Origin of the sequence: Streptomyces sp. NPDC093221 (assembly GCF_044753885.1) — a bacterium.
Lineage (GTDB): Bacteria > Actinomycetota > Actinomycetes > Streptomycetales > Streptomycetaceae > Actinacidiphila.
Genome location: NZ_JBIVOA010000005.1, coordinates 356,860 through 380,229 on the forward strand (window position 1 = coordinate 356,860; position 23,370 = coordinate 380,229).

Here is a 23,370-nt window from a genome sequence, read left to right on the forward strand (position 1 = left end):
GGGCGGGCGGCCCGCAAGGCACGCGAGCACGCCTGCAACATTTTGTTGAATTTTCGGCCGGGTGTCGAGCCCGGCCGGTCGGTCGGCGGCCGGACGGCGGGTCACTCCGCCGGAAGAGAGACGATCATCTTTCCGGTGTTGTCACCGCGCAGCACGCCCAAGAACGCTTCCAGATTGTTCTCGATTCCCTCCACCACCGTCTCGCGGTACCGCAGCCGGCCGTCCCGCAGCCAGCCGGCGGCCTCGCGGACGAACTCGGGGCGAAGGTCCTCGTGGTCGGTGACGAGGAAGCCGCGCAGGGTGAGCCGCCTGCCGACCATCAGGCCGAGATTGCGCGGCCCCGCCACCGGCTCCGTCGCGTTGTACTGCGCGATGGCCCCGCACAGGGCGGCCCTGCCGTGCACCCGCATCGCGCCGACCGCGGCCTCCAGGTGCTCCCCGCCGACGTTGTCGAAGTACACGTCGATGCCATCGGGCGCGGCGGCCTTCAACTGCCCGGCCACCGGGCCGTCCTTGTAGTTGAAGGCGGCGTCGAAGCCGTACTCCTCCACCAGCATCCGGACCTTCTCCGCGGAGCCCGCGCTGCCGATGACCCGCGAGGCGCCCTTGAGCCGGGCGATCTGTCCGGCCTGGCCGCCGACGGCGCCCGCCGCGCCCGAGACGAAGACGACCTCGCCCGGCGCGAATTCGGCGACCCTCAGCAGACCCGCGTAGGCGGTGAGCCCGGTCATGCCGAGGACTCCGAGATACGCGGTGAGCGGCGCCTGGTCCGGGTCGACCCGGACGGCGCGCGCGGCGTCCACCAGGGCGTACTCCCGCCAGGCGAGGCCGTGCAGCACATGGTCGCCGACCGCGAAGTCCTCGGCCCGCGAGGCCACGACCCGGCCGACGGCGCCGCCGTGCATCGGCTGGTTCAGCTCGTACGGCGGCGCGTACGACTTCGCCTCGTTCATCCGGCCGCGCATGTACGGGTCGACCGACAGGTGCAGATTGCGGACCAGGATCTGGCCGGGGCCCGGCTCGGGGACGTCGGTCTCGACCAGCGCGAAGTCTTCCGGCACCGGCCAGCCCTGGGGGCGGGCGACCAGGTGCCATTCACGGCTCTTCGGCATGGGGGAAGTCCTCCTTCGGCGACGGTTCGACCACTGGTCGGCGTCGATCACTGATCAACCGCTGATCAACCATGGAAATGATTCAGGTGCTGAACTAACCATGGACCTTGATGTTTCATGATGTCAAACATTTGGGTAAACTGTTGGTCATGACACGTCGCCGAAGCGATCCCCTGACCGTCGAGGTCGTCGGCCTGATCGGCACCGTCGCCGCCCGCTACCACCAGGAGTACGAGTCGGCCGCCGCCCGCCACCGGCTGACCGGCGCGCAGGCCAAGGTGCTCGCGCTGCTCAATTCGGGGCCGCTGCCCATGCGGCGGATCGCCCGCTGGCTGAAGTGCGAGCCGTCCAATGTGACCGGCATCATCGACCGGCTGGAGGTCAGGGGGCTGGCCGAGCGCCGTACCGACCCGGCCGACCGCCGGATCAAGCTGGCCGCGGCCACCGCCGAGGGCCACGCCGTCGCCGACAAACTCCGCGACTCCCTGGACTTCGCCCGTGAACCGCTCGCCGGGCTCTCCGAGCAGGAACGCACCATGCTGCGCGACCTGTTGCGGCAGATGCTGGGCGACGACCCGGCGGACGGCGCGCACCGCGACCACAGCCTCGGAGACACCCCGGGAGCGGGCCGCGAGCCGGGCGAGGGCGACGGCTGACGCCCGCTGATCCGTCCCCGCGGGGACCCTACTGGCACCACCAGAGCACATGCGTGCACGTCGGCGACGGTGTCGCGGGCGAGGACGGCGGCGCGGTCGTGGTCGGCGGCGCGGCGGTCGTCCTCGTCGGCGACGCGCTCGCGGTGCGCGAGGGCTTCCCCGCCGGGCTGGACGCGGGCGCGCTCTCGGAACGCGAGGCCGACGCCGACGGCGAGCCGGACGCCTTGTCGGACGCCGAGGGCGACGCGCTGCCGCTGGTCCGGCCGCCGCCCTTCGGGACGCCGGGGGTGCCGCTCGCGCCGGTGGACGGCCGGGGCGCGTCGGGCGAGGGGGAGATCGGGGAGACGCCGGGGCCGGGATCGGTGGACGGGCTCGGCGAGCCGCCGGAGAAGGCCGCGACGCCGAACATCGTCAGCGAGCCGACGACCGCGACCGCGCCGACGCCGAGGATCGCCGCCCGCTGGTGACGGCCGCGGCGGCGCCTGGCGGTCCCGCGCAGGTCGTGGTCCTCGCGGTAGCCGCCGCCACCGGCTCCGAGCAGGCTGTCGGCCAGGGCAGTGGGGGCGTCCCGTCGCGGGGCTTCGCCGTACGCGGGGACGTACGGGTCGGCGTACGGGGCGGTGTACGTCCCGCCGTACGCGCTGTCGTCGCCGGGCGTGCCGGGGTCCGTGTCCGGGCCCTCGCCGACGCCGGGGCCGACTGCGACGGCACTGCCGGTACCCGTGCCCGCGCCGCCGGGCTCGGGCTCGGCGGCGGTCGGGGCGGGGGCGGTCGGGGCGGCGGCGGGGCCCGCGTCCGGGCCGAGGCCCGAGTCCCTGAGGAGGTCGTCCACGAGGGAGCCCTCGACGGGGGCCTCCGGTGCCGCCGCGCTCGCGGGCGGCGCCGGGTCGGCGCCGTCCCCTGCGGCGGCCTCCTCGGTGACCGGCGGCAGTTGCGCCGTGTCGGCCTCGTCGGGCAGCCCCGACCGGTCCGCGATCGCGCCGCATCCGGGGCAGGAGAAGGCGCCGTTGAGGTGTCGTCGGCACGTGTGGCAGTAGTTCATGGCGGATGGACTGTAAGGGACCGTCGCGGTGCGGCGGAACCCCGGAGTTCCGCTTGTCCCGGCTTCGCCGGGAAACTCCCCTGCGGACAAGTCGCCGCAGCTCAGGCCAGGTCGGGGCGGTCTGTACAGCGTCGGGCCGGTGCCCGGCGGCGGCTCAGCCGGGCCAGACGAGACTCTGCGTCTCGCTGTAGGCGTGCAGCGCGTACGACCCCACGTCCCGGCCGACGCCGCTGCGCTTGAAGCCGCCGAAGGGCGCCTCCATGTTGCGGCCCACGGTGTTGATCCCGACGCCGCCCGCGCGCAGCCGCCGCGCGACCCGGAAGGCGCGGGGCACGTCGGCGGACCACACGTAGTCGATCAGGCCGTAGTCGCTGTCGTTGGCGAGCGCGACGCCCTCGTCCTCGTCGTCGAACGGCAGCACCACGACGACGGGCCCGAAGATCTCCTCGCGGACCACCCGCATGTCGGGCGCGCAGTCGGCCAGCAGTGTGGGGGCGACGTAGAACCCCCTTTCCAGCGGCGGGCGTTCACCGCCCGCCAGCAGGGTGGCGCCCTCCTTGCGGCCGAGCGCGACATACGCCTCGACGCGGTCGCGGTGGGCGGCGGAGATGACCGGGCCGACGACGGTGGCGGGTTGGGCGGGGTCGCCGACGACGAGCCGTCGCGCGTACCCGGCCAGTCGCTCCACCAGCCGTGGGTAGACAGCGCGTTGGGCCAGTACGCGGGTGGGGGCGGTGCAGATCTGGCCGCTGTAGAAGCTGAAGGTGGTGCCGATCCCGGCGACGGCCGAGTCGAGGTCGGCGTCGTCGAAGACCAGCGCGGCGCCCTTGCCGCCGAGTTCCATCAACTGCCGTTTCATACCGCGCCCGCAGGTCTCCGCGATGCGCTGCCCGACGGCCGTGGAGCCGGTGAAGCTCACCATGTCGGTGTCGGGCGACCCGACGACCGCCTCGCCGACGTCGGCGCCCGAGCCGGTCACCACGTTGAGCACACCCGGCGGCAGCCCGGCCTCGGTCAGCGCCTCCGCCATCCGGTAGACCGACAGCGGGTCCTGCGGGGCGGGTTTGACCACGACGGTGTTGCCCATCGCGAGCGCGGGCGCGACCTTGCCCGCCGGATTCGCCCAGGGGTTGTTGTAGGACGTGACGCAGGCGACGACGCCGACCGGCTGCCTGATCGCCAGCGCGCCGAAGACGCCGCCCGCGCCCATCGCGGACGCCTCGTTGAGCTGCGGGAGCAGCGCGGTCTCGGTGGGTTCGAGCGCGCCGCGCGCGTATCGCAGGAAGCGGGCGGCGGCCACGCCGACCTGCATGCCGCGGGCGGTCGCGGCGGTGGCGCCGCTCTCGGCGCCCGCCAGGGCCGCGTACGGCTTCAGTTCGCGCAGGATGATCCGCCCGGCGCGCTCCAGTATCCGGCCGCGCTCCTCGGGGCGGGTCCGCGACCAGCCGTCGAGCGCCTGCCGGGCGGCGGCGGTGGCCGCGAGCGCCTGTTCCGGGCTCGCTTCCGGCGCCCGCCCGACCACGCGCTCGGTGGCCGGGTTCAGCACGTCGTAGTGCCCGCGCTCCGGGGCGGTCCACCGGCCGCCGATGAACAGCGCGTCCTCGATCGCCGTCCCGTCCGTACCTGTTGACGTATCCGTCGGCCCGTCCGCCGCCCTGTCCACCGCCATGCCCGCCTCCTCGGCCGCCGGTCCCACCGGAATCCGGCACGGGCACAGCATGCCTGACGGACCGTCAGATGAGGAGAGGCGGACGGCACCTGATCCGCCCGGCCCGACGGCGTGCTGACGGAATGTCAGGCGGAGGCTCAGGCGGAGAGCAGGCCGCGGCCGAGCCAGTCCTTGGTGTCGCGGACGCCGGGCAGCACGAAGAAGTAGCCGCCGCCGACCGGGGAGATGTAGTCGACCAGCGGCTCGTCGATCAGCCGGGTCTGGGTGGCCTCGAACTGCCGCTGTACGTCCTGCTGGTAGCAGCAGAAGACCAGCCCCATGTCGAGGTTGCCGACCGCGTCCACGCCCCGGTCGTAGTTGTAACCGCGGCGCAGGATGCGGGAGTCGTCGGTCCTGGCGGTGCGCGGGTTGGCCATCCTGATGTGCGCGTCCAGCGGGATCGCGTTGCCCTGCGGGTCCTTGGCGTAGAGCGGGGTGTCGGTCTCCTTCGCGCCGTCCAGCGGCGCGCCGGTGTCCTTGCGGCGGCCGAACATCAACTCCTGCTCGGTGAGCGAGACCCGGTCCCAGAACTCGACCAGCATCCGGATGATCCGGATCGCCTGGTAGCTGCCGCCCGCCGCCCACGCGGGCTCGCCGAGCGCGTCCGTCACCCACACCAGGCGGTCCATCTCCCGGCCGGAGCGCACGTCCGGGTTGGCGATGCCGTCCTTGAAACCGAGCAGATTGCGCTGCGCGCCGGTCGGCCGGGGCGCGTTCTGGAAGCCGTCCATGCGCCACTTGATCTGCATGCCGCCGCGGGTGTGCCGGGCGATGTCGCGCAGCGCGTGCAGGACGGTGTCCGTGCTGCCCGCGCAGATCTGCAACGACAGGTCACCGTGGCACTGCGCGGCCTGGAGGTTGTCGTTGGGGAAGGTCCGCATCGGGGTGAGGCGGCGCGGCTTGGCGCCCGCGAGGCCGTAGCGGTCGTCGAAGAGCGAGGAGCCGACGCCGACGGTGACGGTGAGCGCGTCGGCGGGGACGGTCGGGCCGAGGATGCCGTTGTCGGACGGCGGCGCGCCGACGCCCAGGTCGTCGGGGGTGCCGCCCGCGGTGAGGAAGCGGGCCCGCTCGGTGATCGTCCTGAAAAGGTCGGCGAGTTCGGCCCTGGTGTCCGCGATGACGTTCAGCGAGACGAAGGTCGCCGCGGCGGGCTGCGGGGTGATGACGCCCGCCTGGTGCGCGCCGTGGAAGTCCACCGCCGCGGCCTGGCCGCGCTGACCCGCGTCGGCCGCCTGGGCGCTGCTCCCGCCGGCCGCCGTGCTCAGCGCGAGGCCGCCGCCCGCCAGCGCCGCCGCGCCCGCGCCCGCGCCGAGCGCGGTCTTCACGAAGGACCTGCGGCCCGCGCCCATCGGGCAGGTGCCGCCGCCCGCCGCGTCACCCCCGTAGCCCTCGTGGCCTTCGGGTCGGGTGGAGTCGGCGGGCATCTGCTGCTTCCCTTCGGGGAGTTGTTCGGGTCCTGGCGCCGTACGGTCCTCGCGCCTCATGCGGACTTCCGGATTTCGAGCAGGTCGGGGACGGGCGCGAGGTCTTCCAGGAGCTGACCGGTCGCGCCGTCGATCGTCGCGCGGGCCGCCGCGTCGAGCGAGCCGACCGGGGTCCAGGCGGCGCCCTTGTGCGCGCCGTCGAGCAGCCTCTGGAGGCGGGCGATGTCCGCGTCGATCAGGGCCAGTTGCCGCGGGTCCCGCCGGGTGATCAGCGGCCGCAGCACCGTCAACAGCTCTTTCGTACCGGCCAGGTTGGCGTTCGCGGTCGCCAGATTCGTCCCGCTGCCCTCGTCGGTGTCGCCGGTCAGCTCGAACTGGAGGGTGTTCTCCAGGATCTCGTGGCTGCGCAGCGGCAGGTCGGACGGGTCGAAGTCCTGCGTGGGGAACGCCTTGCGCAGGCCCGCCACGTCGGCGCCGAGCCGGACGGCGAGCGGCTTGAGCGAGGCCGCGGACTCGCCGTGCCACAGCCCGTACTCGATGCGGTGGAAGCCGGTGAAGGACGGGTCCTTCTCACCGCCCGGCAGCCCGTCCTTGCGGCCATTGATCTTCGCGTCGAAGTCGGCGAAGGTCCCGTAGGCGGCGCCGAGCGCGGAGTACGTGTCGTGCGCGGTGAGCCAGTCGGCGCGCGCCGCGGTGAGGTCGCCCGCCGCGAGGTCGGCCGTCAGTGTGCCGGTCTGGCCGACCAGCGTGCCGAGCCCGCTGTTCACATAGGCGCGGTACGACGCGAGCGGCGGCTGGAGTTCGGACGCGGCCAGCGGCAGGACGGCCTTGGTGGTACTGCCGCCGGAGACCCGTACGGACGCCGAGGTGACCGCCTTGCCGCTGGTCGGCACACAGCGCCAGGCGTATTCGCCGCTGCCGACGGTGGCGACCAGGTCGCGGGTGGTGCCGGGGGCCAGGCCCTCGATCTCGCCGTAGACGGCGTTGGTGGCGGGGTTGATCAGATAGACCTCGGACGCCTTGTCGCCGGTGTTGCGCATCGAGAAGGTCCGGCGGCCGGGCTGGGGGGCGCTGAAGCCCTTGCCGCACTCGGTCGGCGAGACGGCGACGGTCTGCGCTCCCGCGGGCTTGCCGTCGCCGAAGGCCACGACCAGGCCGCCGATCACGGCGGGGATCGCGACGACGGCGGCCGGGAGCAGCCATACGGGACGGGAGCGGGTGCGGGCGGGCGCCGCCGTGACAGCGGGCACAGGGGCGGGGGCCGGTGCGGAAGCGGGGTCCGGTGCGGAAGCGGGGGCCGGTGCGGAAGCGGGGGCCGGTGCGGAAGCGGGCGCCGTCTCCGCCGCCGTCGGCTCGGCCGCCGGTGCCTCGGCCGCCTTCTTGGACACGGGCGCGGGCGCGGGCTTGCGCAGGCCGCGTACGAACAGCGTCATAACGATCGCGAGGTAGCCGACGTAGGCGGCGACCTGGAGCCAGGTCATGGCCGGGGTGAGGTTGAGGACGCCCTGGAGGAGGGCGGCGTACCAGGAACCGGCGTCGATGTGCGCGCTGAGGTCGAAGGCGTACGCCGTCTTCCCGGCGATCACGCCGCCCTCCTGGAGGTCGCGCAGGCCGTAGCCGAGGACGCCCGAGGCGATGACGATCAGGACGGCGCCGGTCGCGGTGAAGAAGCGGCTCAGATTGATCTTGAGCACCCGCCGGTACAGGCCCCAGCAGAGCCCCGCGGCCAGCACCAGGCCGATCGCGGCGCCGGCCAGCGGGCCGCCGGACTCCCCCGCGGCGCGGGCGGTGGTCCACAGGAAGAGCGCGGTCTCCAGGCCCTCGCGGCCGACCGCGAGGAAGGACGTGAGGATCAGCATGCCGCCGCCCATGGCGAGCGCGGCCGTCACCTTCTCCCGGATCTCACCGGACAGATTGCGGGCCGAGCGGCGCATCCAGAAGACCATCGCGGTGACGAAGGCGACGGCCACGACGCTGAGCGTGCCGCCGAACGCCTCCTGCGCGGTCGCCGACAGATTCGCGGCGGTGAAGGTGAGGACCGCCCCGAAGCTCATCGACAGGGCGATGGCGGCCAGGACGCCCGTCCACACCTGCGGGAGCCGGGACTTGGCGTCGCCGCGCACCAGGGTGGCCACCAGGATCGAGACGATCAGCCCGGCTTCGAGACCTTCCCTGAGTCCGATCAGGAAGCTCGGAAACGCGTCGTCCCACATCGATGTTCGTCCTCCCGGACCCGTGCTTAGGTGTGCCTGGCCTGACTTAGGCATACCTATCCTGCGGATCGGGGCCCGCGAAGTCTCTATGCTCCGGTTCCGTATTGGGTAAAAAGGACACCACGTGACACCGGATGACACCGGATGTGCGCGGGCCGCGCGGGCCGCTCCCCGCTCAAGGTGGGATCGGCGATCCCTGGACAAGTGGGGCCTTCATCCGGCCGTCGCCGCCGCCCACGCTGGAGTCATGACCACGCACACGGACACGACCACCGGCACGACTACGGACAGCACCGCACCGGCCAGGATCGCGATCGTCACCGGCGCCAACCGCGGGCTCGGCCGCGCCACCGCGCTGCGGCTCGCCGCGGACGGCGTCGATCCGATCATCACCTTCCGGTCGCACGAGGACGAGGCGGCGGCCGTGGTCGCCGAGGCGAGGGCGCTCGGCCGCACCGCGTACGCGCTCCGCCTGGACACCGCCCGGACCGCCGGATTCGCGGACTTCGCCGACGAGGTGCGGCGGCTGCTCAAGGAGGGCTGGGGGCGGTCGGACTTCGACTACCTCGTCAACAACGCGGGCTCCGCCGTGACGGAACCCTTCCTCGAAGCCACCGAGGAAGGCTTCGACACGATGCTGAACGTCCACTTCAAGGGCGTCTACTTCCTCACCCAGCGGCTGGTCCCGCTGCTCGCCGACGGCGGCCGGATCGTCAACCTCTCCACCGGGCTGACCCGCTTCACCAGCGAGGGACTGTCGGCGTACGCGTCGATGAAGGGCGCCGTGGAGGTGTTCACCCGCTATCTGGCCAAGGAGCTGGGCCCGCGCGGCATCACCGTGAACGCCGTCGCGCCCGGCCCCACCGGCACCGACTTCGGCGGGGGCTTCATGCGGGACGACGAAGGCGTCAGGGCCGCGCTCTCCGGCCAGGCAGCGCTCGGCCGGGTCGGGACCGCCGAGGACATCGGCGGGGTGATCGCCGCGGTGCTGTCCGACGGGACCGGGTGGATCACGGGACAGCGGATCGAGGCGTCGGGCGGGTTCCTGCTCTGACCCGACGGGTTCCCGCTCTGACCCGATGGGTTCCCGCTCTGACCCGGCGGGTTCCCGCTCCAGCCGGGCGGGTTGCTCCTCCGACCGGGCGGTTCCCTCGCCCGCCGCACGGGATACGTATCCGCACGCCGTCCCTTTGTGTTCCTCCCCACCCCTCCCCCTCCGCTGGAAAGCACTCGCCCGCCCCCGCGAATGCGGCATCGCCCGCCCCCACTCACCGTCAGGAGCGAACCGTCATGACACGTAAGAACGCACTGGACACCGCGGTGCCCGATCTCAGCGGAAAACTCGCCGTCGTCACGGGCGGGAGCGACGGGATCGGGCGGGGGCTCGGCGGGCGGCTGGCGCGGGCGGGCGCGGAGGTCGTGCTGCCGGTGCGGAACGCGGCGAAGGGCGCGGCGGCCGTGGAGCGGATCAGGGCCGAGGTGCCCGGCGCGCGGGTGTCGACGCGGGAGCTTGACCTGGCGTCGCTGGAGTCGGTCGCCGCGCTCGGCCGGACGCTGGTCGCCGAGGGCAGGCCGGTCGACATCCTCGTCAACAACGCGGCGGTGATGACCCCGGCGACCCGGCAGACCTCCGCGGACGGCCTGGAGTTGCAGTTCGCGACGAATCACCTCGGGCACTTCGCGCTGACCGCGCATCTGCTCCCGCTGCTGCGCGCCGCGGGCGGCGCGCGGGTGGCGACCCAGTCGAGCATCGGCGCCCGCCAGGGGGCGCTGGCCTGGGACGACCTCCAGGCGGAGCGCGGCTACGCGCCGATGAAGGTCTACAGCCAGTCGAAGCTGGCGGTGCTGATGTTCGGCCTGGAACTGCACCGGCGCAGCGTCGCGGGCGGCTGGGGCATCACCAGCACCCTCGCGCATCCGGGCCTGACCTCGACCAATCTCCAGACGGCCGGGCCGAATCTGGGCCGCGCGAAGCGGACGACCTGGATGGACCGTGCCTTCCGCTGGCAGTCCAGGCTCGGGCTGTTCGTGCAGACCGTGGACGACGGGCTGCGGCCGGTGCTGTACGCGGCGACCGCGCCGGGGGCGGTCGGCGGCGCCTTCTACGGCCCCGGCGGCCTCGGGCATCTGACCGGCCCCGTGGTGGAGCAGCCGCTGTACCGGTCGGCGCGGAGCGAGGAGGAGGCGCGGCGGGTCTGGCAGGTGTCGGAGGAGCTGGCCGGGGTGCGCTTCCCGGACGACGTGGCCGCCGAGAGCTGAGCCGCGGACGTACGGGGGGAAGCCGTGGCCGTGCGGGCGGGAGGGCGCGGACGTACAGGCGGGAGGGCGCGGACGTACAGGCGGGAGACCGGGACCGGACAGGCGGGAGACCGGGGACGTACAGGCGGAAGACCGCGACCGGACAGGCGGGAGACTGGGGTCATGGACCGAGAACAGCTGGCGGACTTCCTGCGCACCCGGCGTGAGGCGCTGCAACCCGAGGACGTGGGGCTGCCGCGCGGGCCGCGGCGGCGTACGCGGGGGCTGCGGCGCGAGGAGGTCGCCGCGCTGTCCGGCATGTCGACCGACTACTACAGCCGGATCGAGCAGGCCCGCGGCCCGCAGCCGTCCGCGCCGATGCTGGGCGCCATCGCGCGCGGCCTGCATCTCTCGCTCGACGAGCGCGACCACCTCTTCCGGATGGCGGGGCACAGCGCCCCGGAGCGCGGATCGGGCAGCGACCACGTCAGCCCCGGCCTGATGCGGATTCTCGGGCGTCTGGACGACACTCCCGCGCAGGTCATGACGGATCTCGGCGAGACGCTGACGCAGACCCGGATGGCGCTCGCCCTGCTGGGCGACGAGACCGGGCACACCGGGATGGCCCGCAGCTTCGGCTACCGCTGGTTCACCGACCCCGTCACCCGCCGCATCTACCCCGAGGCCGACCACCCCACCCACAGCCGGATCTTCACCGCCGGGCTGCGCGAGACGCTTTCCCGCCAGGGCCCCGGCTCGCGGGCCGCCGCCCTCGTCGACGCCCTGCTCCCCGTGAGCCCCGAATTCGCCACCCTCTGGAGCGCCCACGAGATCGGCGTCCGCCACCCCGACGACCTCAAACGGATCCGTCACCCCGAGGTCGGCATCCTCCACCTGCACTGCCAGGTCCTCCAGGACCCCGCCCAGTCCCAGACCCTCCTGGTCTTCACCGCCACCCCCGGCACCGACTCCTACGAGAAGCTCCAGCTGCTGTCGTCGCTGGGCGAGCGCGGCGCGACGGCGTAGTCAGGGAGTCACGTACGGGTACGTCACGTACGGGTACGGGTACGGTCCCGTACCGCCGCGGTCCGGGGTCAGACCTGTTCCGACTCGCCTTCCACCGCGAGCTGCCACTCCGCCTGGAGGCGGGCCAGTTCCGTCAGCTCGTCCGGGGTCCACGAGGTGCGACCCGCGCTGAGCCGACGTATCCGGGCATTGAGCTCGGCCGCGTCGGCGAACGCGGAATCGGGAGCCGGAGGCGTGCTGGGCATGGGCGCAAACATATCCACGATCCGATAAACGCCCGGTATACGCCGAGCCCATCCCCCGGACCCCCCGGGTGTAATCCATCCCACTCCGGGGCAGACGCGCGGCCGGCCCCTCCGCGCCCCCGGACGGCGCCTCTCAGCGCCGGTCGGCCCTCGGTCGGCGGCGGCCCGGCAGGGGCACCGAGGCCAGGGCGGGTGAGCCGCGCGGACACGGGGCTCGTTGGCCAGGTTTTTACGTTCCGCCGGGACGGCGTTCCGGATCATGGCCGCCCCGGCCTCGCGAGCCCGAACCGGACCTGCGGGGGCCCGCATGAGGCGGCGGCGCCGGGCCGTACTCCGCTTGCCGGGCCGGAGGACAACGGCGGGCGGACCGGGGGCGGTCGCGGTCTTGTCGGCCGCCGGGGCCCGGCCTAGCGTCGGGGCCTCATCCACTCGTCACGCGTTCGGTACGCCGACCACGGGGTCCGTCGTGCCGCGTGACGGGGTGCGAAGCCGAGGAGCGTGGCCGTCATGCCCGCCGAACACGTCACGCACAGCGCCGGAACCGGACCCAGCCGCCGGGGGCTGCTGCGCGCGGGGGCGGGCCTCACGGCCGCCGGGGCGCTCGGCGCGGCCGGAGTCCTCGCCGCCGCGGGACCGGCCGCCGCCGACCTGCCGGTCACCCCGCCCTTCTCGCTGGAGGGCGGCGGGGACCAGGTGTTCTGGCGCAAGCCGCTGCACGAGACGTCCTGGGCCATGCAGTCCTTCGCCTACGACAACGTCAACGGCCACATCTACTTCGCCCAGCACCGCCCCGGGGACAACGAGAACGAATCCGACGACGGGGACCCGTCAAAGGCGCACATCCACTACGGCGACATCTGGATCGTCCGCACCGACCTGGCGGGCAACGTGCTCGGCACCATGGCGCTGCACCAGTTCGGCCACGGCTCCTCGATGGCCGTCGAACCCACCGGCGCCGGTTCCGCGCCGTACCTGTGGATCGAGGGCGACAACTACAACGTCGCCAAGGGGGCGTACGAGGACAGCGGCTACCGGCTCACCCGGTTCCGTTACACCGAGGGCATCACCCTCACCTACGGCAACCCGTCGGTGATCCCGATCCAGGACCGTACGCCCACCATCACCACCTACGCGGGCCTGCCCCGCCCCGCGATCGACCCCGTCAACAACATGCTGCTGGTCCGCTACGCCACCCAGTCCACCTCGCCCAACCCCTGGCGGCTGGTGGTCTTCCCGCTGGCGGACGCGGTGGCGGGGCGGCTCTCCCAGGACGACAGGAAGGCCGAACGCGCGCTGCCCACCAACGCCCAACTGAAGATCCCGGACGACGCCGCCTTCCAGGGCGTCACCCTGTACGGCGAGTACGCCTACCTCCTCTACGGCAGGTCGGGCGGCCCGTCCTACCTCGCCGCCGTGAGCATGAACGACGCCGGGGGCGGGCACGGCGAGGTCTTCCACACCACCGCGGGGGCGACGATCCCGGGCCGCGAGCCGCAGGGCTGCGCGATCTGGGTGGCCGACGGCCAGCCCCGCCTCGCCTTCGGCTTCTCCGGCAAGACCGGCACCACGACCGACCCCAGCTTCGACGCGAGCCTCTTCTACAAGAACACCTTCGCCTGAGGGTGCCCGCGCCTTCCCTGTACGTCCCCCGCCCGAGCCGAACCGATGTGCCTGGCACGCGGCCGCCTGCCGAAGCGCGTGTGCGCCCGTCCGGCCCGGGTAGCCGGGCGCGTAGGAGACGGAAGGACCGGTGAGTGGTGATGGATCCCGTCGGAACTCGGGCGGCAGGGGACGGCTCCGGAGCGGCGGACGGCTCGGGCGAGCCGTCGGTCGGTGAGCTGGTGTCGCGCGCGACACAGCAGATGTCGCAGCTCGTGCGCGAGGAAATGCGGCTCGCCCAGGCCGAGATGGCCCAGAAGGGCAAACGGTTCGGCATGGGCGGCGGGCTGTTCGGCGGTGCGGGGCTGCTGGCCTTCATCGGTCTGGAGGCGCTGGCCGCCACGGCGGTCGCGGCGCTCGCCCTCACGTTCTCGGTGTGGCTGTCGGCGCTGATCGTCGCGGTGGCGCTGCTGGCGCTCGCCGCCACGCTGGCGCTGGCGGGGAAGAAGGAAGTGAGCCGCGCGACGCCGCCGGCTCCCGAGCAGGCGATCGCCGGTGTCAAGGCCGATGTCGCCACCATCAAGGAAAAGACGAAGCGATGACCATCGACCCGCATGACGAGAAGGACCCGTCCACCCCCGAGGAACTGCGCGCCCAGGTGGAGAGCACCCGTGAGCAGCTCGGCGAGACGGTGGAGGAACTGGCCGCCAAGGCCGACGTGAAGGCCCGCGCCAAGGACAAGGCCGCCGACATCAAGGACGAGGTCGGCGACAAGGCCGCCGAGGCGAAGGACAAGGCCGCCGAGGTCAAGGACAAGGTCGGCGACAAGGCCGCCGAGGTCAAGGACAAGGTCCAGAGCAAGGTCACCGAGCTGAAGGACCGCGCCCAGACCACGAAGGACGAGGCCCAGGACACCGCTCAGGACACGGCGGCCGACGCGTCGGCCTCGGCCCGGGCGAAGGCGGCCGAAGTCGGCGCGCTGGTCCGTGACAAGACGCCGGAACCGGTGCGGGAGAAGGCCGCCGCCGCCTCGGCCAAGATCGCTGAGGGCACCGCGGCGGTGGCCGCCAAGGTCAGCGAGAAGACCCCCGAGCCGCTGGCCGAGAAGACCCAGCAGGCCGCCGACGCCGTCAAGCGCCGCCCCGGCGCGGCCGTCGCCGCGGCGATCGGCGCCGCCGTGGTGTTCTTCACCGTCCGCTGGAAGAGGGGCCGCAAGTGAACGCCGCGAAGATCGTCTACCGCCCGGTCGGCCTGCTGCTCAGCGTGGCCAGTGGCGCGTTGGCCGGAGCCGCCTTCAAGCAGACGTGGAAGGTGGTCGGGCACGACGACGACACCCCGGACGCGCTGGACGAGGAGCGCGCCTGGAAGGAGGTCCTGATCGCGGCCGCGCTGCACGGGCTGATCTTCGCCGTCGTGAAGGCGGCGGTCAGCCGGAGCGGCGCCACCGCCACCCGGCGGCTCACCGGCACCTGGCCGGCCTGACCCGCGCCCCGCGCCCCGCGCACGCGGAAAGCGGGGCCGCGCCGCGCGGTCTCACGCCGATCAGCCCTGTCCCCCGCCGAGTTGTGCCACGAGGCCGCCAGGGCGACCTCACCCGGCCCCGTCAAGGACGTGCCGCGGACGCCACTCGGACGGATGCTCGCGCGGGGGGTGTCGGCACCATGATCGCCGCCCCCGGAGACCGTCCGCGAAGTGCCGGCTTCGCGGCACGGCGCAGGGTGGGGCGGGTGGGACTCGAACCCACGACCGACGGATTATGAGTCCGCTGCTCTAACCGGCTGAGCTACCGCCCCGTACGGTGCGCCTCGCGCGCCGTCTGCCGCAGCATAGCTGCTCATACGATCTGTCGCCCTCGCGGGTCACAGACGCGTCATTGGGTGGACTCGCGGGGGCGGGGAGTTGGTTCCCCGGGACATGAAAAAGGACCCCAACGGGGTCCTGATCCGGCGCTCCCCCGACTGGACTCGAACCAGTAACCTGCCGGTTAACAGCCGGCTGCTCTGCCAATTGAGCTACAGGGGACCGAGCTCCCCCGACTGGACTCGAACCAGTAACCTGCCGGTTAACAGCCGGCTGCTCTGCCAATTGAGCTACAGGGGATCGCTCTGCGTGCACCGAATGCACTCGTCAGGGTGTCCCCGGACGGCGCGCGTTCGCTGCGACACATACATTAGCGCAAGTGAGGGGGTGCTCCGCCAACCAGTTGCGCCAGGGTTGTCACCCGGGTGCACAGGGTAGGCGCGCAGCACACGGCACCTTGGCCCGACTTGTCCTATGCCTGACGTGTCCGACGGAAAGAGGGTGGAGCCCATGCGCTACCGGCTGACGTTCATCAGTGGAGCCGTCGTCGGCTATGTGCTCGGCGCGCGCGCCGGGCGCGAGCGGTACGAGCAGTTGCGCAAGAGCGCGCAGCGCGTCGCGCAGAACCCGGCGGTGCGCAACGCGGCGGAGAGCGCCGCGCAGACCGGCAGGAACGCCGCGGTGAAGGCCGCGGACACGGTGACGGCGAAGGTCGGCGACCGGCTGCCGGAGTCGGTGACCGAGCGGGTGAAGGCACTGCGCGACCGCAGCGCGCCGCCCGAGGACGACTGGGGCACCTCCAACACCTGAGGAAGGGCATCCCCGCCCGCATCCCGCCCGCACCCCGCCCGTTTCTCGAACACCTGACGCAACCTGATGCACAGCTGTCACCCCGCACCCGCCCCCCGTGGGGCATCATCTCGTCCATGGGGAAAGTCGCGGGCATAGACAGCTCCACCACCGGTACGACCGTCGTCGTGTGCGACAGCGAGACCGGGGCGGTACTCAGGCAGGGCCATGCGCCGCACCCTCTGGACGACGGCGAGAAGCCGACCGAGATCGACCCGCAGGCGTGGCTGCTGTCGCTGGGCGAGGCGGCCAAGGACGGCGTCCTCGAAGGGGTGCAGGCGATAGGCATCTCCGGGCAGCAGCACGGGCTGCTGGCCCTGGACGCGGGCGGGGTGGCCGTACGCCCGGCGCTGCTGCGCGGCGACAAGCGGGCGCAGGCGCAGGCCGTGGACCTCACCGACGAACTGGGCGGGGCGGCCGGGTGGGCCGAGGCGGTCGGCTCGGTGCCGCAGGCCGCGTATCCGGTGGCGAAGCTGCGCTGGATCGCGCAGCACGAACCGCAGACGGCCACGCGCATAGCGCAGGTGATGCTCCCGCACGACTGGCTGGTGTGGCAGTTGCTGGGGCGGCCCGCGCGCCGTACGACCGACCGCGGCGACGCCTCGGGCACCGGCTACTGGTCGGCGGCCACCGGCGAGTACCGCACGGATCTGGTCGAGCGGGCGCTCGGCCACCAGGTGGCGCTCCCCGACGTACTGGCCCCCGCCGAACCCGCGGGACAGACCCCCGAGGGCCTGCTGATCTCCGCGGGCACCGGCGACAACATGGCCGCCGCCCTGGGCCTGGGCCTCGGCCCCGGCGACGCGGTGGTCTCCCTGGGCGCGGCCGGCACCGTCTTCGCCGTGCACCACGAGGCGCTGAAGGACCCGACGGGTACGGTCACCGCCTTCGCCGACGCGACCGGCCGCCATCTGCCGGTGGTGCAGGTGCGCAACGCCGTCCGTACGCTGCGCGGCACCGCCGATCTGCTCGGCACCGACCTGGCCGGGCTGTCCGAACTGGCGCTCCAGTCCACGCCCGGCGCGTACGGACTGGTGCTGCTGCCGTATCTGGAGGGCGAGCGGACGCCCGATCTGCCGCACACCGCGGGGACGCTGGCCGGGCTGCGGCGCGACTCGATGAAGCCGGAGCACCTGGCGCGGGCCGCCTTCGAGGGCATGCTGTGCGGGCTGACGGACGCGCTGGACGTGCTGCGCAACAAGGGCGTCGAGGTGCGCCGGGTGTTCCTGCTGGGCGCGGCGGGCGAGCTGCCCGCGGTGCGCGCCATCGCGCCCGCGCTGTTCGGCACGCAGGTCGTCGTCCCGCCGGCCGCCGAGTACGCGGCGCTGGGCGCGGCGCGGCAGGCCGCCTGGTCGCTGGGCGCGGTGCTCGGCTCGCAGTCGCAGACCGAGCCGCCGCCGTGGGCCGAGGCGGCCACGCAACTGCTGGAGCCGGGCGACGACTCGGCCGTGGGGTCAGCGGTGCGTCAGCAGTACGTCGCGGTGCGCGAGCAGACTCACCCGGGGGCCTTTGCCTCGCTTTAATCCCATCTCGCTTTAATCCCATGCGGCCCGGCGGTGTCGGAAGATAAGATCCTCCGCCGATCAAGACGGGCAAAGGGCGGGCAAAGCTCGGCGGGCCGGGGCAACGTCCCCTCCCCCGCGCTGCGTCTCCGTACGCGCCTTCCGCCGCCTGCGTACGTCCCGCCGGGTACGCGGCACCCGTACCGCCGACACCGAGGTTTCAGTGTGCTGATCAGACTCCTGCGGGCCCACCTGGGCCCGTACAAGCGACCCATCGGTCTCTTGGTACTGCTCCAACTCGTCCAGACCATAGCCACGCTCTACCTGCCCACGCTCAACGCCGACATCATCGACAACGGGGTGGTGAAGGGCGACACCGGCTACATCGTGGGGCTGGGCGGCGTCATGATCGGGGTGACCGTCGTCCAGGTCTGCTGCGCGATCGGCGCGGTCTTCTTCGGCGCCCGGACCTCGATGGCGGTCGGCCGTGACATCCGCGCGTCGGTCTTCGACCGGGTGCAGAGCTTCTCGGCCCGCGAGGTCGGGCAGTTCGGGGCGCCGTCGCTGATCACCCGCACCACCAATGACGTGCAGCAGGTGCAGATGCTGGTGCTGCTGACGTTCACGCTGATGGTGTCCGCGCCGATCATGTGCGTCGGCGGCATCATCATGGCGCTCGGCCAGGACGTGCCGCTGTCGTCTCTGCTACTGGCCGTGGTGCCGCTGCTCGGCATCGTGATCAGCCTGATCATCCGCAGGATGCGCCCGCTGTTCCGCACGATGCAGACCCGCGTGGACACCGTGAACCGGGTGCTGCGCGAGCAGATCACCGGCATCCGCGTGATCCGCGCCTTCGTCAAGGACGACTACGAGCAGCGCCGCTTCGCCGAGGCCAACGACAGTCTGACCGATGTGTCGCTGGCCACCGGAAAGCTGATGGCGCTGATGTTCCCGCTGGTGATGGGCGTGGTGAACATCTCCAGCGTCGCCGTGCTGTGGTTCGGCGCGCACCGCATCGACAGCGGCGGGATGCAGATCGGCGCCCTGACGGCGTTCCTGAGCTATCTGATGCAGATCCTGATGTCGGTCATGATGGCCACCTTCATGTTCATGATGGTGCCGCGCGCCGAGGTCTGCGCCGAGCGCATCGAGGAGGTGCTGGGCACCGAGTCCAGCGTCGTCCCGCCGACCGCGCCCGTGCTGACCCTGCGCCGCCACGGCGACCTGGAGCTGACCGGCGTGGAGTTCGCCTACCCCGGCGCGGAGGCGGCCGTCCTGCGCGGGGTCGACCTGGTCGCCAGGCCCGGTGAGGTGACCGCGATCATCGGCTCCACCGGCAGCGGCAAGTCGACGCTGCTCGGCCTGATCCCGCGGCTGTACGACGCGACGGGCGGCCGGGTGCTGGTCGACGGCGAGGACGTCGCGGAGCTGGCCCCCGCGCTGCTGGCCGAGACCGTCGGCCTCGTACCGCAGAAGCCGTATCTGTTCTCCGGCACCGTCGCGACCAACCTGCGGTACGGCAAACCGGACGCCACCGACGAGGAGCTGTGGCACGCGCTGGAGGTGGCGCAGGCCAAGGACTTCGTGGAGCGGCTCGACGGCGGGCTCGACGCGCCCATCGCGCAGGGCGGCAGCAATGTCTCCGGCGGGCAGCGGCAGCGCCTGGCCATCGCGCGGGTCCTGGTCCGCAAGCCGGAGATCTACCTCTTCGACGACTCCTTCTCGGCGCTGGACTACGCGACGGACGCGGCGCTGCGCCGCGCGCTGCTGCACGAGACCGCCGCCGCGACCGTGCTGATCGTCGCCCAGCGGGTGTCCACCATCCGTGACGCGGACCGGATCGTCGTCCTGGACGAGGGCCGGGTCGTCGGCACCGGCACGCACACCGAGCTGATGACCGACAACGAGACCTACCGGGAGATCGTCCTGTCCCAGCTCACGGAAGCCGAGGCCGCCTGATGAGCGACGACGAGCACAAGCCCGCCGCCGCGCAGCGCCCGCCGCGGCCGATGGGCGGGCCCGCGCGCTTCATGAGCGGCGGCCCGGTCGAGAAGCCGATGGACTTCGGCGGGTCGCTGAAGCGGCTGCTGGGTCTGATGCGTCCCGACCGTTTCCTGCTCTGCCTGGTGCTGGTCCTCGGCACGGCGAGCGTCGCGCTCGCGGTGACCGGGCCGCGCATCCTCGGTCACGCCACCGACCTGATCTTCGCCGGGGTGATCGGACGGCGGTTCCCCGGCGGCACCAAGCAGCAGGCGCTCGACACGCTGCGCGCGCACGGTGACGGCCGGGTCGCCGACATGCTCAAGGGCATCGGTTTCACGCCGGGCCAGGGCATGGACTTCGACGCCATCGGCAAGGTGCTGCTGGTGGTCCTCGCGGTGTACGTGGCCGCGGCCGTCTTCAGCGTCTTCCAGATGCGCACCGCGACCAAGGTGATCAACCGGGCGATGTTCCGGATGCGCTCCGACGTCGAGGACAAGCTGGCGAAGCTGCCGCTGTCGTACTTCGACCGGCAGCCGCGCGGCGAGGTGCTGAGCCGGGCCACCAACGACATCGACAACATCGGCCAGACGATGCAGCAGACCATGGGCCAGCTGGTGAACTCGCTGCTGACCATCGTGGGCGTGCTGGCCATGATGTTCTGGATCTCCTGGCTGCTGGCGCTGATCGCGCTGGTCACCGTGCCGCTGACGCTGCTGGTGGCCACGCGGGTCGGCAAGCGCGCGCAGCCGCAGTTCATCCAGCAGTGGAAGACCACCGGCAAGCTCAACGCGCACATCGAGGAGATGTACACCGGCCACTCGCTGGTGAAGGTCTTCGGGCGCGCGGAGGAGTCGGCGGCGGCCTTCGAGGAGCAGAACGAGGCGCTGTACCGCTCGGGCTTCAAGGCGCAGTTCATCTCCGGCACGATCCAGCCGATGATGATGTTCATCGGCAATCTGAACTACGTGCTGGTGGCCGTCGTCGGTGGCCTGCGGGTCGCGTCGGGCGCGCTGTCCATCGGTGACGTCCAGGCGTTCGTGCAGTACTCGCGGCAGTTCAGCCAGCCGCTGACGCAGGTGGCGAGCATGTCGAACCTGATCCAGTCCGGCATCGCGTCGGCCGAGCGGGTCTTCGAACTCCTCGACGCCGAGGAGCAGTCGGCGGAGCCGGCGAAGCGGGACGTCCCCCGGGTGCCGGTGCGGGGCCGGGTAGCGTTGGAGGACGTGAGCTTCCGCTACGACCCGGACAAGCCGCTGATCGACCACCTGTCGCTGAAGGTGGAGCCGGGCCACACCGTCGCGATCGTCGGCCCGACCGGCGCGGGCAAGACCACGCTGGTCAATCTGCTGATGCGGTTCTACGAGGTGTCCGGCGGCCGGATCACCCTGGACGGCACCGATGTGGCCACGCTCTCCCGCGAGGAGCTGCGCTCCTCGATCGGCATGGTCCTCCAGGACACCTGGCTGTTCGGCGGCACGATCGCGGAGAACATCGGCTACGGCAGCGAGGGGGCGACCGCCGAGCAGATCGAGGAGGCGGCGCGCGCCGCGCACGCGGACCGCTTCATCCGCACGCTGCCCGAGGGCTACGACACGGTGATCGACGACGAGGGCGCGGGGGTCAGCGCGGGTGAGAAACAACTCATCACCATCGCGCGGGCGTTCCTGTCCGATCCGACGATCCTGGTACTGGACGAGGCGACCAGCTCCGTCGACACCCGTACCGAGGTGCTGATCCAGCGGGCGATGGCCAAGCTCAGCCACGGCCGTACCAGCTTCGTGATCGCGCACCGGCTGTCCACGATCCGCGACGCCGACGTCATCTTGGTGATGGAGTCCGGCGCGATCGTCGAACAGGGCACGCACGAGGAGCTGTTGGCGGCCAAGGGCGCGTACGCGCGGTTGTACGCGGCGCAGTTCGCGCAGGCCGTGGCGGAGGTCGACTGAGGTACGAGGGCCGGCCGGGACGGGTGTTCCGTCCCGGCCGACCGGCCGGAGCGGGGGGCCGGAAAACCCGAGGAGCCAGCGGGTACGGCGGCGCGCGGCGTTGGTAGCCTGTGCCGCCGTACCTCCGGAAGGGCAGAAGTGATGAGCAGCGCCACCACCGCGGCGTCGGTCGCGGGTACCGGCACGCGGGCGGGTACGAGTACCCGTATGGGTACGAGCACGGATTCGGGTACGGGTACGAGTACGGCCGAGGGGCCGCGGCAGGGGCGACCGGGCGGTTCCGACCCGGTGCGCTGCCCCGCGCGGCGCGAGACCTCGACGCTGGCGCGGCGCAGCGCGCGGGTGCCGATCTGGTACCTGCGGGTGATCGGCGTCGTCGATCTGCTGTCCGCCGTGTCCCTGACGATCCGTCAGGAGATGTCGAACCACAACACCGGTGAGCTGTTCACGCCGTTCATGCTCTTCGCGGGCTTCGGCTCGGCCGCCGCGACGCTCTTCATGGCCATGATGCTGGCCCGCCACAAGCGCGTGGCCTGGATCGTCTTCATGGCGCTGTGCGGCGGCTACGCGGCCCTGTCGGTGTGGGCGCTGTGCTACGACGACCTGCGACGGCACCCGTTCAACTGGGTCTCCACCGCGCTCACTTTGACCGTGCTGTGCTTCGGCGCGCTCGGCCGCCGCGAATTCCACGGCAAGGGCGACCGCACCAACCCGCAGCTCGCGCTCGCCGTCCTCGGCGTCGGCGCGCTGCTGTCGGTCCTGGTCGGCACCACCCTGGTCACGGCCGTCGGCCCGGAGCGCGCCAGCGTCGGCGACCGCGTCTGGTACGTGGCGCTGCGGCTGACGACCCTGAGCCGCGACTCCGACATCGAGCCGAATCTGCACATCAGCCCGTGGGTCAGCAGCGGCCTCAACCTGGCGGGCCTCGGCCTGCTGCTCGCCGTGCTCTACGCGCTCTTCCGCTCCCCGCGCGGCCGGGACCTCCAGAGCCGCGACGACGAGGACCGGCTGCGCGAACTGCTCGCCCGGCACGGCGCCCGCGACTCGCTCGGCTACTTCGCGCTGCGCCGCGACAAGTCCGTCATCTTCTCGCCCAGCGGCAAGGCCGCCGTCGCCTACCGCGTGGTCGGCGGTGTGGCCCTGGCCTCCGGCGACCCGATCGGCGACGTCGAGGCATGGCCGGGCGCCATCGACGCCTGGCTGGTGGAGACCCGCGACCACGCCTGGATCCCCGCGGTGATGGGCGCCAGCGAGGAGGGCGGCACCGTCTACGCCCGGCACGGCCTGGACGCGCTGGAACTGGGCGACGAAGCCATCGTGGAGACCGACGAGTTCACCCTGGACGGCCGGGCGATGCGCGGCGTGCGGCAGGCGTACAACCGGGTGCGGCGCGCCGGTTACACCACCCGTATCCGGCGGCACCGCGACATCCCGGCCGACGAGACGGCCGCGCTGATCGAGGCGGCGGACCGCTGGCGGGACGGCGCCACCGAGCGCGGCTTCTCGATGGCGCTCGGCAGGCTCGGCGACCCGGCCGACGGCGACTGCGTGATGACCGAATGCCTCGACGGCGAGGGCGAGTTGAAGGCGCTGCTCAGCTTCGTGCCGTGGGGCCCGAAGGGGCTGTCGCTGGACTTGATGCGGCGCGACCGGGACAGCGAGAACGGCCTGGTCGAGTTCATGGTCCTCGACCTGATCGAACGCGCCGCCGACGTCGGCGTGGAGCGGGTGTCGCTCAACTTCGCGATGTTCCGGTCGGTGTTCGAGGACGGCGCCCGGCTGGGCGCGGGCCCGGTGCTGCGGCTGTGGCGCTCGGCCCTGATGTTCTTCTCCCGCTGGTGGCAACTGGAGTCGCTGTACCGCGCGAACGCCAAGTACCGGCCCATCTGGGAGCCGCGCTTCCTGCTCTTCGCCAAGAGCGCGCATCTGCCGCGGATCGGGCTGGCGAGCGCGCGCGCCGAGGGGTTCGTGGTGGCGCCGAGGCCGCTGGCGCGGCTGCGCAGGGACGGCTAGGGCCTGGGGGGCTC

The 23,370-nt window shown here is 72.4% G+C and carries 19 protein-coding genes and 3 tRNA genes; 13 read left to right on the forward strand and 9 right to left on the reverse strand.

Features of this window, described 5'->3' with window-relative positions; all coding sequences use genetic code 11:
* Positions 1-101: 101 nt before the first annotated feature.
* Positions 102-1,112 carry an NADP-dependent oxidoreductase gene (locus ACIQCJ_RS21970; protein ID WP_402712272.1) on the reverse strand — a complete coding sequence of 337 codons (1,011 nt, stop codon included), beginning with the start codon at positions 1,110-1,112 and terminating at the stop codon, positions 102-104.
* Between the two features lie 149 nt (positions 1,113-1,261).
* On the opposite strand from ACIQCJ_RS21970, the gene ACIQCJ_RS21975 reads away from it, so the two are divergent.
* Entirely contained in the window at positions 1,262-1,768 is a 507-nt protein-coding gene (locus ACIQCJ_RS21975) for a MarR family winged helix-turn-helix transcriptional regulator (protein ID WP_401304299.1), read from the forward strand.
* Between the two features lie 28 nt (positions 1,769-1,796).
* Here ACIQCJ_RS21975 and ACIQCJ_RS21980 read toward each other — a convergent pair whose 3' ends face one another.
* From ACIQCJ_RS21980 to efeU, 4 genes are all read right to left on the reverse strand, one after another.
* On the reverse strand, positions 1,797-2,810 hold the full coding sequence (locus tag ACIQCJ_RS21980) for a hypothetical protein (RefSeq protein WP_402712273.1): 1,014 nt from the start codon (positions 2,808-2,810) through the stop codon (positions 1,797-1,799).
* Between the two features lie 154 nt (positions 2,811-2,964).
* Positions 2,965-4,479, reverse strand: coding sequence for an aldehyde dehydrogenase family protein (locus ACIQCJ_RS21985; RefSeq protein WP_402712274.1), 1,515 nt, complete (start codon positions 4,477-4,479; stop codon positions 2,965-2,967).
* Between the two features lie 137 nt (positions 4,480-4,616).
* A complete protein-coding gene (efeB, locus tag ACIQCJ_RS21990; RefSeq protein WP_355344867.1) occupies positions 4,617-5,867 on the reverse strand; it encodes an iron uptake transporter deferrochelatase/peroxidase subunit in 1,251 nt (416 codons plus the stop codon).
* A gap of 131 nt (positions 5,868-5,998) precedes the next feature.
* On the reverse strand, positions 5,999-8,155 hold the full coding sequence (gene efeU, locus ACIQCJ_RS21995; RefSeq protein ID WP_402712275.1) for an iron uptake transporter permease EfeU: 2,157 nt from the start codon (positions 8,153-8,155) through the stop codon (positions 5,999-6,001).
* 247 nt (positions 8,156-8,402) lie between these two features.
* Between efeU and ACIQCJ_RS22000 the strand changes: the two genes are divergently transcribed.
* From ACIQCJ_RS22000 to ACIQCJ_RS22010, 3 genes are all read left to right on the forward strand, one after another.
* Entirely contained in the window at positions 8,403-9,209 is an 807-nt protein-coding gene (locus ACIQCJ_RS22000) for an SDR family NAD(P)-dependent oxidoreductase (RefSeq protein WP_401304310.1), read from the forward strand.
* A 236-nt stretch (positions 9,210-9,445) separates the two neighbouring features.
* Positions 9,446-10,414, forward strand: a complete 969-nt coding sequence (locus ACIQCJ_RS22005; RefSeq protein WP_401715264.1) for an SDR family oxidoreductase — start codon at positions 9,446-9,448, stop codon at positions 10,412-10,414.
* A gap of 162 nt (positions 10,415-10,576) precedes the next feature.
* Positions 10,577-11,419 (forward strand): helix-turn-helix transcriptional regulator, encoded by an 843-nt coding sequence (locus ACIQCJ_RS22010; protein WP_402712276.1) that lies wholly within the window; start codon positions 10,577-10,579, stop codon positions 11,417-11,419.
* A gap of 68 nt (positions 11,420-11,487) precedes the next feature.
* Here ACIQCJ_RS22010 and ACIQCJ_RS22015 read toward each other — a convergent pair whose 3' ends face one another.
* On the reverse strand, positions 11,488-11,664 hold the full coding sequence (locus ACIQCJ_RS22015) for a hypothetical protein (protein WP_355344748.1): 177 nt from the start codon (positions 11,662-11,664) through the stop codon (positions 11,488-11,490).
* A 507-nt stretch (positions 11,665-12,171) separates the two neighbouring features.
* Here ACIQCJ_RS22015 and ACIQCJ_RS22020 point away from each other — a divergent pair.
* The 4 genes from ACIQCJ_RS22020 (at position 12,172) to ACIQCJ_RS22035 (ending at position 14,745) form a co-directional block, all read left to right on the forward strand.
* Positions 12,172-13,284, forward strand: a complete 1,113-nt coding sequence (locus ACIQCJ_RS22020; RefSeq protein ID WP_402712277.1) for a hypothetical protein — start codon at positions 12,172-12,174, stop codon at positions 13,282-13,284.
* 140 nt (positions 13,285-13,424) lie between these two features.
* Positions 13,425-13,865, forward strand: coding sequence for a phage holin family protein (locus ACIQCJ_RS22025; RefSeq protein ID WP_355344864.1), 441 nt, complete (start codon positions 13,425-13,427; stop codon positions 13,863-13,865).
* Complete coding sequence (locus ACIQCJ_RS22030; protein WP_402712278.1) at positions 13,862-14,482, forward strand: DUF3618 domain-containing protein; 621 nt, start codon at positions 13,862-13,864, stop codon at positions 14,480-14,482. Before ACIQCJ_RS22025 ends, ACIQCJ_RS22030 begins: the two co-directional genes overlap by 4 nt.
* The gene (locus ACIQCJ_RS22035; RefSeq protein ID WP_355344736.1) at positions 14,479-14,745 is read left to right on the forward strand and encodes a DUF4235 domain-containing protein; all 267 of its coding nucleotides are present in this window, start codon (positions 14,479-14,481) and stop codon (positions 14,743-14,745) included. The genes ACIQCJ_RS22030 and ACIQCJ_RS22035 overlap by 4 nt, the downstream gene beginning before the upstream one ends.
* Positions 14,746-14,982: 237 nt before the next feature.
* Here the strand turns inward: ACIQCJ_RS22035 and ACIQCJ_RS22040 are convergent.
* From ACIQCJ_RS22040 to ACIQCJ_RS22050, 3 genes are all read right to left on the reverse strand, one after another.
* A tRNA-Ile gene (locus tag ACIQCJ_RS22040) sits at positions 14,983-15,056 on the reverse strand.
* Positions 15,057-15,212: 156 nt separating this feature from the next.
* Positions 15,213-15,285 (reverse strand) — tRNA-Asn (locus ACIQCJ_RS22045).
* Between the two features lie 5 nt (positions 15,286-15,290).
* Positions 15,291-15,363, reverse strand: a tRNA-Asn gene (locus tag ACIQCJ_RS22050).
* A 210-nt stretch (positions 15,364-15,573) separates the two neighbouring features.
* Between ACIQCJ_RS22050 and ACIQCJ_RS22055 the strand changes: the two genes are divergently transcribed.
* The 5 genes from ACIQCJ_RS22055 (at position 15,574) to ACIQCJ_RS22075 (ending at position 23,356) form a co-directional block, all read left to right on the forward strand.
* Positions 15,574-15,873, forward strand: coding sequence for a YtxH domain-containing protein (locus ACIQCJ_RS22055; protein WP_355344861.1), 300 nt, complete (start codon positions 15,574-15,576; stop codon positions 15,871-15,873).
* Between the two features lie 116 nt (positions 15,874-15,989).
* Entirely contained in the window at positions 15,990-17,435 is a 1,446-nt protein-coding gene (locus tag ACIQCJ_RS22060) for an FGGY family carbohydrate kinase (protein ID WP_355344733.1), read from the forward strand.
* A 204-nt stretch (positions 17,436-17,639) separates the two neighbouring features.
* The gene (locus tag ACIQCJ_RS22065; RefSeq protein WP_355344731.1) at positions 17,640-19,373 is read left to right on the forward strand and encodes an ABC transporter ATP-binding protein; all 1,734 of its coding nucleotides are present in this window, start codon (positions 17,640-17,642) and stop codon (positions 19,371-19,373) included.
* Positions 19,374-19,423: 50 nt separating this feature from the next.
* Entirely contained in the window at positions 19,424-21,343 is a 1,920-nt protein-coding gene (locus ACIQCJ_RS22070; RefSeq protein WP_402712370.1) for an ABC transporter ATP-binding protein, read from the forward strand.
* Between the two features lie 207 nt (positions 21,344-21,550).
* The gene (locus ACIQCJ_RS22075) at positions 21,551-23,356 is read left to right on the forward strand and encodes a phosphatidylglycerol lysyltransferase domain-containing protein (RefSeq protein WP_402712371.1); all 1,806 of its coding nucleotides are present in this window, start codon (positions 21,551-21,553) and stop codon (positions 23,354-23,356) included.
* The last annotated feature ends 14 nt before the right edge of the window (positions 23,357-23,370 follow it).